This window comes from Urechidicola vernalis (assembly GCF_031846385.1).
Lineage (GTDB): Bacteria > Bacteroidota > Bacteroidia > Flavobacteriales > Flavobacteriaceae > Urechidicola > Urechidicola vernalis.
Map to the genome: position 1 here is coordinate 50675 of NZ_JAVRHV010000005.1, position 12596 is coordinate 63270.

The following is a 12596-nucleotide window of genomic DNA, read 5'->3' on the forward strand; positions in this document are numbered from 1 at the left end:
AGTTTAAAACTACTAACACTTCGTAACTAACTACTACGCTATGATAAAACACTTTATTTCTCTTGAGTGGAAACAATATTTCCGCTCTTCTTATTGGCAAAAAGGATTAGCTGTTAAGATTTTACTAGGCTTTTTTGCGGTTTACATGATGGTATCATTTTTAAGTCTGGGAATCTTTAGTTTTTTTATAATTAGAAAAACAGTTCCAGATGCTGATCCATTACATGTTGTTAATTCCTATTTGCTTTTTGCTATTATGGGAGATTTAATTTTCAGGTATTTAATGCAAAAATTACCTGCAATGAAAATTAAACCGTTACTGGTTTTACCAATTAAAAAGAAAAAACTAGTCCATTATGTGTTGGCTAAATCAGCAATTTCAGCATTCAATATTTTCGGATTGTTCTTTTATGTTCCGTTTGCCATTGTTTTAATGAAAGAAGGTTATAGCGTTAGCGGAGCACTTGGTTGGCTTTTTGCAATGATTGTTATTATTCAATCTTCTAATTTCTTAAACTTTATAATTAATAAAAGTAACATCGCTTTTGCAGTGCTTGCCTCAATATTAGGTGGTGCAGTTGCATTGCAATATTTTAACATATTCGACCTTACAGCAATAAGCAAACCATTGTTTAACGCTATTTACGAAACGCCAAGTTTAAGTTTAATTCCTTTAATCTTATTGTTTACTTTTTACTTTATAAATTTTAAAATTTTAAAAAGTCAACTGTTTTTAGACGGAGCTATTAAAGCTAAAGTTAAGGAGGTAAACGCCTCAGATTTGTCTTGGGTTAATAGCTTTGGAGAAATGGGACCATTTATTAAAAATGAAATGCGTCTTATTTGGAGAAACAAAAGAACAAAAATGGTCTTTTTAATGTCATTTCTTTTTGTTTTATACGGCCTAATTTTCTTTACCAATCCTATTTATGAAGAAAAAATGAAGGGGTTTTTAGTATTCGCTTCCATATTTGTTACAGGAGGGTTTGTGCTAAACTACGGCCAGTTTATTCCGGCTTGGGAAAGTGCTTATTACAAAATGTTAATGACTCAAAATTTAAGTTACCGAAAGTACATAGAATCAAAATGGTTTTTGATGACCGCTATTACTACCGTGCTATTTATTTTAGCTACACCTTATTTGTATTTTGGAACAAAGACCTATTTAATGGTAGCCGCTGGCGCAATATTTAACATTGGTATAAACACGCTTGTAATATTATATGCCGGCTCCTTTAATAGAAAACGTATTGAACTAAACGTAAGCGGAATTGGAAATACGCAAGGCACAAGTGCAAAACAATTTATTATTATAATTCCAATAATGGGAATTCCAATTGCAATCTTTTATTTGTTTTACTTAACAATAAGTTACCACGCAGGACTTATTGCCATTGGTGTATTTGGAATATTAGGATTGTTACTACGCAATTATTTTATGGATTTAATTGCAAAAAAATATGTAAAAAATAAATATGCAGCCATCAGTGCTTTTGAAGAAGTTGCATAAAAAACAAAAGAAACTATGATACAAGTAAATAATATATCTAAAAAGTATGGAGCTGTAGAAGTTCTAAAAATAGAAGGCTTAGAAATTCCTAAAGGACAAAGTTTTGGTTTGGTAGGAAATAACGGAGCGGGAAAAACAACCTTTTTCAATTTATTATTAGATTTAATAGAACCTAGTACGGGTAACATCTCTATAGACGATATTCAAGTTAATCAAAGCGAAGATTGGAAATCTATTACAGGATCTTTTATAGATGAAAGTTTTTTAATAGGGTATTTAACTCCAGAAGAGTACTTTTATTTTATCGGAGAATTAAGAGGTCAAAATAAAGCGGATATCGACTCTTTTGTAAAGCAATTCGAAGAGATATTTAATGATGAAATTCTTGGTAAGAAAAAGTATTTAAGAGACTTATCTAAAGGAAACCAGAAAAAGGCAGGAATTGTGGCAGCATTGATTGGCAACCCTGAATTTGTAATTTTAGATGAGCCTTTTGCAAATCTAGATCCAACAACTCAAATTAGACTAAAAACTATGTTGAAAGGATTGGTCAAGAATAAGGATATTACCTTGTTAGTATCAAGTCATGATTTGGGTCATGTAACTGAGGTTTGTGAGCGAATAGTCGTTTTGGAAAAAGGAGATGTCATTAAAGATATTCAAACATCTACAGAAACACTTAAAGAATTAGAGTCCCATTTTGCGATGTAATTTTAATCATTGCATATATAACGGGGCGTCGCTGTTATTCTGAATTAATTTGTATTTTTACCACCTTATAACAATATTCAAGGTAGAATATAGTTTAAGTCAGAACTAAACAAATTCGTTTGAAGAAAAATTTCTATAAATATTTATCAATATTTGCTATCCTTTTTGTTGTTAGTTGTTCAACTAGAAAAGATGCGTTTTTAAATAGAAGTTTTCACTCCGTTACTGCAAAATATAATATTCTTTATAATGGTCAAGTTGCTTTTGATCAAGGTATTCAAGAACTGTATGCAACTTACAAAGATGACTATTGGAAACGTTTACCAATTGAGCGCTTAGAGGTTTCAGAATTAGCCATACCTGGGGTCGAAATCTCAGGAGGAAATTCGAGCGCCGCTTTTGAAAAATCGGAAGAAAAAGCAGTTAAGGCAGTTCAGAAGCATTCCATGAATATTTCTGGAAAAGAAAAGAATAAACAAATTGATGACGCCTTTTTATTATTAGGTAAATCTCGTTATTATTCACAGCGATTTGTTCCTGCATTAGAAGCGTTTAATTATATAATTTTAAATTATCCAAATGCCGATTTAATTAATGAAACTAAAATTTGGCAGGCAAAATCTTATTTGCGTTTGCAAAATGAAGAATTAGCATTAATTACCTTACAGCGAATCTTACAGCGAGAGGCTCTTGTAGATGATAAAAAAATTATAGAAAGTGTTCATACCGCGGCAGCAATGGTATATACGGTTATGGACAGCACACCACAAGTAGTGCATCATTTAAAGCAAGCAACGCTTACGGATTATGATAAAGAACAAACAGCAAGAAACACCTTTATTCTTGGTCAAATTTACAGAGAACAAAACCATATAGACTCTTCTAATGTTGCATTTCAGAAAGTGATTGACATGAAGCGCGTTCCCTACCGTTACAGAATTCATGCAGAAATAGAAATAGCTAAAAACCTTTCGAATGATACCGATACTGAGGTGCTTATTGCCACGTTGAATAAGTTAATTGCGGATAGAGAAAACAGACCATATTTAGATGAGTTACATTACCATACTGGATTAGTACATCAAAAGTTAGGGAGAATTGATTTGGCAGAAGAGCATTTTGTAGCTTCAGTTCACGCAATTGGAGCCCAACAATTTCAACAAGGATTGTCATATGAAGCCCTAGGAAATATTCAGTTTGATAAAGCGAATTATGTTGAGGCTGGCTCTTATTATGATAGTGTTTTGCAGATTCCTCAAGACAGAAATACGAAAAGGATTCGAAGATTAGATCGAAAAAGAAAAAGTCTAGATGAGGTTATTTATTTTGAAAGCATAGCAAATGTTACAGATAGTATTTTAGGAGTTGTTGCTATGAGTAAAGAAGAACAAGTTATTTATTTTCAAGAGTATATTGATTGGTTAAAAGCGGAAGAAGCGGCGGCACAGCAACAAATTGAAAATACCGGTTTTGGGTCTTTGAATGATGCCAATAATGATTTTGGAGGTGATGGAAAATGGTATTTTTACAATTCTCAAATTGTTGGATTTGGCCAACAAGAATTTTACCAAGTTTGGGGCAATAGACCTTTAGAAGATAACTGGAGGCTATCAGATAAAAGCGTGCTAATTCCTGGAGACGAAAATGTAAACAACCTAGAAGTATTAGCAATTGAAGATGCAAAGAAATATGATTTAGAAACATATCTGGAACGTATACCTACAGATAAATCTGAAATAGATAGTATTGGTTCGGTTCGCAATGAGGCGTATTATAAATTAGGATTGATTTATAAAGAACAATTTAAGCAGTTTGATATTGCATCGTATAACTTCGAAGATTTATTATCGTTTAACCCCGAAGAGAAATATATTCTTCCTACAAAATTTCATTTGTATCAAATTTATTTAGAGTTAAATCCAATAAAGGCGGATAAGTTTAAAACTGATATTGTATCTAATTATCCAGAGTCTAAATACACACAATTGATATTAAACCCGGATGAACTTATAGATGAAGATGATGCAAGTTCACCAGAGAATATTTATAAAAACGTATATTACGCTTATCAAGAAGGAAATTTTGAAGAAGTAATTACCAAATCAGAGGAAGCAATTATAAAATACAAAGACCAAGAGATTGTTCCTAAGTTTGAACTATTGAGAGCATATGCTATTGGAAAACGCGATGGAGTAGCAGCGTTTAGAGAAGCCTTGGTGTATGTTGCTTTTAAATATTCGAATACTGAAGAAGGTAAAAAAGCAACTGAAGTAATAGAAACAATTAATAAACTTTAAACCCCACTTATTATGTTTACAGAAAAAAAAGGAGTACAGCCGCAAACCTCAGAAAGAAATATTATTGGAAAGAACACATCTATAATTGGTGATGTTCAGTCTGAAGGAGATTTTAGAATTGACGGGACTGTAGAAGGTACCATTAAAACATCTGGTAGAGTTATTATTGGAAGTAATGGTATTGTTAAAGGAGAAGTAGAGTGTGGAAATGCTGATTTTGAAGGTACATTCTCGGGTAAATTAGTGGTATCAGAACTGTTATCCTTAAAGAAAACAGCCAATATAAATGGCGAAGTCTTTATCAATAAATTATTAGTAGAACCCGGAGCTGTTTTCAATGCTAGTTGTACTATGAAATCTGGTATAAAAGATTTAAAAAAGAATGGCAGCCAAAAAGCCCAAAAAACAGCCTAATAAATTTATTCTTCTTTCTGGAGCGGGCATTCAAATGGGCGTCACCATTTATCTTGCAGTATACCTAGGAAAAAAGTTAGACGAGAATTACCCTAGTGAAAAAAAATGGTTTACCATGGTTTTTACGCTATTAGGGGTTGCAGTGGCGTTGGTTAGTCTAATTACACAAGTAAATAAGATTAATAAGTGATGGCATTTTCTATTTTTAAATATGTAATGCTCTTGTTTCTTGGTCTTGTCGTTGGATTCGGGCTTCATTTAGTTGTTTTAAATTATATGGAATTAGAATTATTTGAAAACAGAATAATTCTAGCATATAGTTTAAACTTTTGCGTTGCGGCTCTTATAGTTGGTGGTTTATTTATTGTTAGAGAAAAACAAAAAGACAATTTGGGAAGTCTTTTTATGATTGGCAGTTTTTTAAAATTTGCACTCTTTTTTATTGCCTTTTATCCATCATATACTTCTGATGGAGAAATGACCAAACAAGAATTTTTCACTTTTTTTATTCCTTATATTATCAGTCTGATTTTGGAGACTTTAGCATTGATTCGACTGCTCGAATATCTAGATTTTTACACTTCGAAATACCCTCAAAATAAAGACGAATAATTGTTTTTCAATTAAATTTAAAAACATACCTTTGCACCGATTTTAAAGACACTCAATTATTTGTGTAAAATGAAAGGAAATTTTTCAGTTAGATTACTTACCGCAATAATGATTTTATTTTCAGTTTCTTTTGCTTCTGCAGAGGTTAAATCTGAATCAGAAAATCAAGAAGGAAAAGATTTAAAAACGGAGATTAAAGAATATATAGATCATCACTTATTAGATTCGTATGATTTTGGATTGTATTCTTATACTACAGAAGAAGGAGAGCACAAATACATTGGTTTCCCATTACCAGTTATTTTAATTGATGGAGGTTTAAAGGTCTTTTTGTCTTCAAAATTTCACCACGGAGAAACTGTTGCTGAGGTAGGAGGAAACTACTACAAATTATATCACAATAAGATTTACAAAACAGATGCTGCTGGAACCATTACTTATGACGAAGCACATCACCCAACAAATGCAAAACCATTAGACTTTTCAATTACTAAGAACGTGTTCTTTATTTTATTGGTAAGTATTTTAATGTTTGTAATGTTTAGTAGAATGGCTAAGAAATATAAGTCTAATCCATTACCTACAGGTATCGGTCGCGCTTTAGAGCCAATTATTTTATATGTAAGAGACGATATTGCTATTCCGAACATTGGTAAAAAGCACTATAAAAGATACATGAGTTATTTGTTAACTGTATTCTTCTTTGTTTGGATTATCAACTTATTAGGGTTAAGTCCACTTGGAGTAAACGTAACAAATAACATTGCTGTAACATTTGCTTTGGCATTGATTACGTATTTGATCACAACATTTACGGCAAATAAAAATTACTGGGGACACATCTTTTGGATGCCAGGAGTTCCAGTATTTATGAAAATAGTATTAGCACCAATTGAGTTGTTAGGTACTATTATTAAGCCATTCTCATTAATGATTCGTTTGTATGCAAACATTACTGCAGGTCACGTAGTATTAATGAGTATTATAGGTATGATGTTTATTTTCAAAAGTTGGATTGGTAGTCCGTTATCTTTTGGATTGGCGTTTGCTTTATCGTTATTAGAATTATTAGTAGCGGCATTACAAGCGTATATATTTACAATGCTATCGGCGTTGTATTTTGGGTCGGCTGTTGAAGAGCACGATCACTAAAATTGAATGTTTAATTTTTAATAAATATATTATGACAGGTTTAAATTTCGTAGGAGCAGGATTGATCGTTATCGGTGCTGGATTAGGTATTGGTAGAATTGGTGGTTCAGCAATGGACGCTATCGCACGTCAACCAGAAGCTTCAGGAAAGATCCAAACTGCTATGCTTATTGCAGCAGCCCTTATTGAAGGTATTGGATTTGCAGCGTTATTCGCAGCATAACAAACAAAATAGTGACTATAACGGTTGGTTATAGTCACTATTTTACTATTAAAATTAAGAAAGAAGTACATATATATACGTTATGGATAAATTAATAGAACAGTTTTCATTTGGTTTGTTTTTTTGGCAACTTTTCCTTTTTGTAGGATTATTATTCTTATTAAAGAAATTTGCTTGGAAACCTATTTTAGAAGCAGTGAATGCTCGTGAAGAAGGAATTAAGAACGCGTTAGCTTCTGCAGAAGATGCAAAGAAAGAAATGCAAAACTTAAATGCTGATAACGAACGTTTATTAAAAGAAGCTCGTGCAGAAAGAGATGCCATGATGAAAGAAGCACGTGAAATCAAAGAAACAATGATTTCTGATGCTAAGGAAGAAGCAAAAACTGAAGGTGCTAAAATGATTGAGCAAGCACAAGCGGCTATCCAATCAGAAAAAAACGCAGCAATTTCAGAATTAAAAAGTCAAGTGGCTGAACTGTCAGTTGGTATTGCAGAGAAAGTGGTTCGCAAAGAATTGGCAAACGACGCAGATCAATCTCAATTGATTGAGACATTATTGAAAGAAGTTACAATCAGCTAAATACATAGCAATGAGTAATAACAGAGCAGCATTAAGATACGCAAAAGCAGTACTAAGTTTGTCACAAGAGCAAAACAGTGCTGAAGAAACGTATAGCAAAATGCAGTTAATTTCTTCTACAATTAAAGGTAGTGAGGAGTTGCAAACTGTATTGAGCAGTTCAATTATAAAATCTGACGTAAAGAAAAGTGCGTTGTTGGCAATTTTTGAAAATCAAATCAATGACCTTTCAAAAAATCTAATCGACTTGTTAATCACAAATAAAAGATTGGCAGATTTCGATACGGTTGCAAAACAATACATTAAACTTTTTGATGAAGTTAGTGGAAAACAAGATGCAGTAGTTACTACAGCAGTTCCTTTATCGGATACTTTAAAAAAGGAAGTATTGGCTAAAGTAAAAGAATTGACAGGTAAAGAAGCAATTCTTGAAAACAAAGTAGACGCAGCAATTATTGGTGGGTTTATTTTACGTGTAGGAGATATTCAGTATGACGCAAGTATCTCAAACAAGTTAAATGTCTTGAAAAGAGAGTTTAACGCTTAATAATAAAGTTAGAATTTAGTTTTATAAAAACAAATAAAAATGGCAGCAATAAAACCAGCTGAAGTATCAGCAATTTTAAAGCAACAATTAGAAGGATTTGACGGAAGTGCATCTCTTGACGAAGTAGGAACAGTACTTGAAATAGGTGATGGTATTGCTCGTATCTACGGATTGGCAAACGCGCAATATGGTGAGTTAGTTCAGTTTGAAAGTGGATTAGAAGGAATTGTATTAAACCTTGAAGCAGATAATGTAGGGGTTGTATTATTAGGCCCTTATTCTGATATTAAAGAAGGGGGAACTGTAAAACGTACAAACCGTATTGCTTCATTAAATGTTGGTGAAGGAATTGTCGGTCGTGTTGTAAATACATTAGGTCTTCCTATCGATGGTAAAGGTGCTATTCAAGGTGAAACTTTTGAAATGCCTTTAGAGCGTAAAGCACCAGGTGTTGTATTTAGAGAGCCAGTTACTGAACCATTACAAACAGGAGTAAAAGCAATTGATGCGATGATTCCAGTTGGTAGAGGTCAACGTGAGTTGATTATTGGTGACCGTCAAACAGGTAAATCTACTGTAGCAATTGATACCATCATTAACCAAAAAGAGTTTTACGATGCAGGAGAGCCTGTATATTGTATCTATGTAGCAATTGGTCAAAAAGCATCAACTGTTGCAGGTATTGTAGCTTTATTAGAAGAAAAAGGAGCGTTAGCATATACTACTATTGTAGCGGCTAATGCATCTGACCCTGCTCCAATGCAGGTATATGCTCCAATGGCAGGTGCTGCAATTGGTGAGTACTTTAGAGATACTGGTAGACCAGCATTAATTGTTTATGATGATTTATCTAAACAAGCAGTTGCTTACCGTGAGGTATCTTTATTATTAAGAAGACCTCCGGGACGTGAGGCATATCCTGGTGATGTATTCTATTTGCACTCTCGTTTATTAGAGCGTGCTGCAAAAGTAATCAATGATGATTCTATTGCTAAAGATATGAATGACGTACCAGATTCATTAAAAGGTAAAATTAAAGGAGGAGGTTCTCTAACTGCTTTACCAATTATTGAAACGCAAGCAGGTGATGTATCAGCATATATTCCAACAAACGTAATTTCTATTACGGATGGTCAGATTTTCTTAGAGTCAGATTTGTTTAACTCTGGTGTTCGTCCAGCAATTAACGTAGGTATTTCTGTATCTCGTGTTGGTGGTAACGCTCAGATTAAATCTATGAAGAAAGTATCTGGTACCTTAAAATTAGATCAAGCACAGTACCGTGAGTTAGAAGCGTTTGCTAAGTTTGGTTCTGATTTAGATGCTGCAACGATGAATGTGATTTCAAAAGGACAACGTAACGTTGAAATTTTGAAACAAGCACAGGCAAGCCCTTTAAGTGTTGAAGATCAAACTGCTATTATTTATGCAGGATCTAAGAACTTATTAAAAGAGGTCCCTGTAAATAAAATAAAAGAATTTGAAGTAAATTTCTTAGAGTATTTGAATGCAAAGCATAGAGATACTTTAGATACAATTAAATCAGGAAAATTAACTGATGAGGTTGTAGATGTATTGACAAACGCAGCGAAAGAAATTTCTGCACAATACGCTTAATAATATTTTGATATTGAGTAGTTGAATTAAATTTCAACTACTCAGTATTTAATTTAAGTACCATAAGAATATGGCAAATTTAAAAGAAATACGTAACAGAATTACTTCCATCGGATCAACGATGCAGATTACTAGTGCTATGAAAATGGTATCCGCTGCAAAGTTGAAAAAAGCGCAAGATGCTATTACGCAAATGCGTCCATATTCCGATAAGTTAACACAATTGTTACAAAGTTTAAGTGCTACTTTAGACGCTGATGCAGGAGGTGCTTTTGCAGAACAACGCGAAGTTTCTAAGGTATTGGTTATTGCAATTACGTCTAATAGAGGTTTATGTGGTGGATTTAATTCTTCAGTAATTAAAGGAGCGACTAAACACATCGATTCTTCTTATAAAGGTAAAGAAGTTTCAGTACTTGCAATTGGAAAAAAAGGAGGCGATTTACTTTCTAAACAGTTTAATGTTATAGAAACAAATACGGAAATTTTTGACAACCTTACATTTGATAATGTTGCAGAAATTGCTCAAAAAGTAATGGACTTATATGTTGATGGATCTTTTGATAAAGTAGAAATTATTTACAACCAGTTTAAGAATGCTGCCACACAGATTACGCAGGTTGAACAATTTTTACCAATCGAGAAAATAGAAGGTGAAGAAGCAGATAGTAATTCAGATTATATATTTGAGCCAGGAAAAGCTGAGATTATTTTAGAATTGATTCCTAAGTCTTTAAAAACGCAATTGTACAAAGCCATTCGCGATTCTTATGCATCAGAGCATGGGGCACGTATGACAGCAATGCATAAAGCAACGGACAACGCTAGTGAAATGCGTGATGATTTGTTATTAACATACAACAAAGCACGTCAAGCAGCGATTACAGGAGAAATCTTGGAGATTGTTGGTGGTGCGGAAGCATTGAACAATTAGAACTTATTTGTCACCTTGAGCGGAGTCGAAAGGTCTCATTATAAAAATAAAAACCTCTTTAGAAATAAAGAGGTTTTTTTATGACAGTAAGTGTCGTTAAACGTTTCACTTAAAGCCCGTATCTTTGTTTGGCATAGAATTTGAAAAGTTTATTTCGAATCAATTAAGAAAGATATGAAGGCAGTAAAATTACTTTTGAGTGTATTAGCAATGACATTTTTAGTGTCATGTTCAAGCGATAATGATATTCCACCACCAGTGGAGCCAATAAGTCTATATGAATTGTTGGCAGAATATGAAGTTTGGTATGTAGATTACGGTAAAAGTTACGGAACTGGAGATGTATATTATGTGGCGCAAGCCTTTACCCTTTCCTATTTAAATGGTGTAATGCACGCGAATAATAATTTAGTGGGTATTGGTGAAACAGGTAATGGATTAGGAATTGATGTTGGAACCTATGATACAAACGGAATGACCCTAATTACCAATCATAATATTGACGGACGTATTGACTTTCATGTAAAACAATTGAATGTAAATACTATTGAGTTATACAATTTTGAAGAAGATGTGACCTACGTTTTAGAAGGGTTTCAAACAACAACATTTGATTATGATGGATTGTTTTACGACAATTTAGATTTAATGGTGCAGGAATATGATGGCTGGGAAAAAACGTATGTTAGTGACGATGGAGATTTAAATCCATTTGATGATGAAAATTATTTGACATTTTTTTATGAAGACGGAGACAATACATTTTTGTCATCAATAGATGAAACTGGGTTAGAGATTGGTGATGTTATCTGGGATTATCAAGGATTGTATAATATTATCATCGATTCTCAAATTTTAACATTGAATTATGATGGTGGAGATACTGAAAAGTTCGATTTGACCGTTATTAATGACAACGTACTAGAGATGTACCATTTAAGTTCGGGTACAACCTATCAATTTACGGGTAGAGGTTTCAATTTAATAGAGAAAAGAAACTTACGTAAAAAAGAATCAGCAAATTCTGATAAGAGCGTAAGGAATGGATCTAAAAAACGTACTAAAGTAGATAGTAGAACAATATTAGGAGAAAAGCATTTAAAATAAAGTTTGGTTAGTTGATTTTTGGTTGGCTACGCTTGTAGCCAATTGAATTGAATCCCCTCGCATCGCGAGGGGTTTTTTCTTGTTTATTTTTTTTATAGCTAGGAGCAAACTATCTTTAGCTAAAACAAAAATATTTTGAATAAAACAGTATTAATAACTGGCTCAACTTCTGGAATTGGAATGGCAACCGCAGCACTTTTTGCTGAAAAAGGATTTACTTTAATTCTGTGTGGAAGAAGAGCGGAAAGACTTGAGCATTTAAAAACAACATTAGGTAAATTAACCAAAGTAAGGACACTTCAGTTTGATGTTAGAGATAAAAATGAAATATTTAAAGCTATTGCCTCGCTTCCAAATGATTTTAAAAATATAGATGTACTAATAAATAATGCGGGTAATGCGCATGGTCTAAGCACCATTCAAGATGGCGATATTGATGATTGGGACGCTATGATGGATATTAATGTAAAAGGCTTGTTATATGTGTCTAAAGCAGTGCTTCCAATAATGACAGAAAGAAACAGCGGCTTTATTGTTAATATAGGCTCTATAGCCGGCAAAGAAGTTTATCCGAATGGAAATGTGTATTGCGCTTCAAAACACGCTGTAGATGCTTTAAACAAGGCAATGAGAATTGATTTGAATAAATATAACATTCGTGTTTCCGGTATTCACCCAGGAGCGGTAGAAACGGAATTTTCGGATGTACGCTTTAAAGGAGATTCTGAAAAAGCAAAAGCGGTGTATGAAGGGTATAATGCCTTACAGGCTGAAGATATTGCGGACATTATTCATTTTGTAGTTACAAGACCGTACCATGTTAATATTGAAGATTTAGTGGTATACCCAACAGCACAAGCAAGCGCAACGATCTTAAATAAGAATTAAG

General features: G+C 33.2%; 14 protein-coding genes. All 14 read left to right on the forward strand.

The window, feature by feature from the left end:
* Positions 1-40: 40 nt before the first annotated feature.
* The 14 genes from RM519_RS10315 to RM519_RS10380 all read left to right on the forward strand — a co-directional run bounded on the left by RM519_RS10315 (position 41) and on the right by RM519_RS10380 (position 12595).
* The gene (locus RM519_RS10315; RefSeq protein ID WP_311593727.1) at positions 41-1510 is read left to right on the forward strand and encodes a DUF5687 family protein; all 1470 of its coding nucleotides are present in this window, start codon (positions 41-43) and stop codon (positions 1508-1510) included.
* A 15-nt stretch (positions 1511-1525) separates the two neighbouring features.
* The gene (locus RM519_RS10320; protein WP_311593728.1) at positions 1526-2221 is read left to right on the forward strand and encodes an ABC transporter ATP-binding protein; all 696 of its coding nucleotides are present in this window, start codon (positions 1526-1528) and stop codon (positions 2219-2221) included.
* A 119-nt stretch (positions 2222-2340) separates the two neighbouring features.
* On the forward strand, positions 2341-4518 hold the full coding sequence (porW, locus tag RM519_RS10325; RefSeq protein ID WP_311593729.1) for a type IX secretion system periplasmic lipoprotein PorW/SprE: 2178 nt from the start codon (positions 2341-2343) through the stop codon (positions 4516-4518).
* A 12-nt stretch (positions 4519-4530) separates the two neighbouring features.
* A complete protein-coding gene (locus RM519_RS10330; protein ID WP_311593730.1) occupies positions 4531-4932 on the forward strand; it encodes a bactofilin family protein in 402 nt (133 codons plus the stop codon).
* A complete protein-coding gene (locus RM519_RS10335) occupies positions 4901-5122 on the forward strand; it encodes an AtpZ/AtpI family protein (RefSeq protein ID WP_311593731.1) in 222 nt (73 codons plus the stop codon). The genes RM519_RS10330 and RM519_RS10335 overlap by 32 nt, the downstream gene beginning before the upstream one ends.
* A complete protein-coding gene (locus tag RM519_RS10340) occupies positions 5122-5544 on the forward strand; it encodes a hypothetical protein (RefSeq protein WP_311593732.1) in 423 nt (140 codons plus the stop codon). The genes RM519_RS10335 and RM519_RS10340 overlap by 1 nt, the downstream gene beginning before the upstream one ends.
* A gap of 69 nt (positions 5545-5613) precedes the next feature.
* Positions 5614-6696 (forward strand): F0F1 ATP synthase subunit A, encoded by a 1083-nt coding sequence (atpB, locus tag RM519_RS10345; RefSeq protein WP_311593733.1) that lies wholly within the window; start codon positions 5614-5616, stop codon positions 6694-6696.
* Positions 6697-6727: 31 nt separating this feature from the next.
* The gene (atpE, locus tag RM519_RS10350; RefSeq protein ID WP_089380496.1) at positions 6728-6919 is read left to right on the forward strand and encodes an ATP synthase F0 subunit C; all 192 of its coding nucleotides are present in this window, start codon (positions 6728-6730) and stop codon (positions 6917-6919) included.
* Between the two features lie 82 nt (positions 6920-7001).
* On the forward strand, positions 7002-7502 hold the full coding sequence (locus RM519_RS10355) for a F0F1 ATP synthase subunit B (protein WP_311593734.1): 501 nt from the start codon (positions 7002-7004) through the stop codon (positions 7500-7502).
* A gap of 10 nt (positions 7503-7512) precedes the next feature.
* Positions 7513-8049 (forward strand): ATP synthase F1 subunit delta, encoded by a 537-nt coding sequence (atpH, locus tag RM519_RS10360; protein ID WP_311593735.1) that lies wholly within the window; start codon positions 7513-7515, stop codon positions 8047-8049.
* A 39-nt stretch (positions 8050-8088) separates the two neighbouring features.
* Complete coding sequence (atpA, locus tag RM519_RS10365; protein ID WP_311593736.1) at positions 8089-9666, forward strand: F0F1 ATP synthase subunit alpha; 1578 nt, start codon at positions 8089-8091, stop codon at positions 9664-9666.
* 70 nt (positions 9667-9736) lie between these two features.
* Positions 9737-10600, forward strand: coding sequence for an ATP synthase F1 subunit gamma (gene atpG, locus RM519_RS10370; RefSeq protein WP_311593737.1), 864 nt, complete (start codon positions 9737-9739; stop codon positions 10598-10600).
* Between the two features lie 174 nt (positions 10601-10774).
* Complete coding sequence (locus RM519_RS10375) at positions 10775-11707, forward strand: hypothetical protein (protein ID WP_311593738.1); 933 nt, start codon at positions 10775-10777, stop codon at positions 11705-11707.
* Positions 11708-11842: 135 nt separating this feature from the next.
* Positions 11843-12595 (forward strand): SDR family NAD(P)-dependent oxidoreductase, encoded by a 753-nt coding sequence (locus tag RM519_RS10380; protein ID WP_311593739.1) that lies wholly within the window; start codon positions 11843-11845, stop codon positions 12593-12595.
* Position 12596: the final 1 nt, after the last annotated feature.

Excerpts from the sequence above, each read along its gene's own strand:
- RM519_RS10315 (WP_311593727.1), top strand. The coding sequence starts at position 41 with ATGATAAAACACTTTATTTCTCTTGAGTGGAAACAATATTTCCGCTCT.
- RM519_RS10375 (WP_311593738.1), top strand. The coding sequence starts at position 10,775 with ATGAAGGCAGTAAAATTACTTTTGAGTGTATTAGCAATGACATTTTTA.
- RM519_RS10335 (WP_311593731.1), top strand. The coding sequence starts at position 4,901 with ATGGCAGCCAAAAAGCCCAAAAAACAGCCTAATAAATTTATTCTTCTT.
- RM519_RS10340 (WP_311593732.1), top strand. The coding sequence starts at position 5,122 with ATGGCATTTTCTATTTTTAAATATGTAATGCTCTTGTTTCTTGGTCTT.
- RM519_RS10320 (WP_311593728.1), top strand. The coding sequence starts at position 1,526 with ATGATACAAGTAAATAATATATCTAAAAAGTATGGAGCTGTAGAAGTT.
- atpE (WP_089380496.1), top strand. The coding sequence starts at position 6,728 with ATGACAGGTTTAAATTTCGTAGGAGCAGGATTGATCGTTATCGGTGCT.
- atpH (WP_311593735.1), top strand. The coding sequence starts at position 7,513 with ATGAGTAATAACAGAGCAGCATTAAGATACGCAAAAGCAGTACTAAGT.
- atpG (WP_311593737.1), top strand. The coding sequence starts at position 9,737 with ATGGCAAATTTAAAAGAAATACGTAACAGAATTACTTCCATCGGATCA.
- atpA (WP_311593736.1), top strand. The coding sequence starts at position 8,089 with ATGGCAGCAATAAAACCAGCTGAAGTATCAGCAATTTTAAAGCAACAA.
- RM519_RS10330 (WP_311593730.1), top strand. The coding sequence starts at position 4,531 with ATGTTTACAGAAAAAAAAGGAGTACAGCCGCAAACCTCAGAAAGAAAT.
- atpB (WP_311593733.1), top strand. The coding sequence starts at position 5,614 with ATGAAAGGAAATTTTTCAGTTAGATTACTTACCGCAATAATGATTTTA.
- RM519_RS10355 (WP_311593734.1), top strand. The coding sequence starts at position 7,002 with ATGGATAAATTAATAGAACAGTTTTCATTTGGTTTGTTTTTTTGGCAA.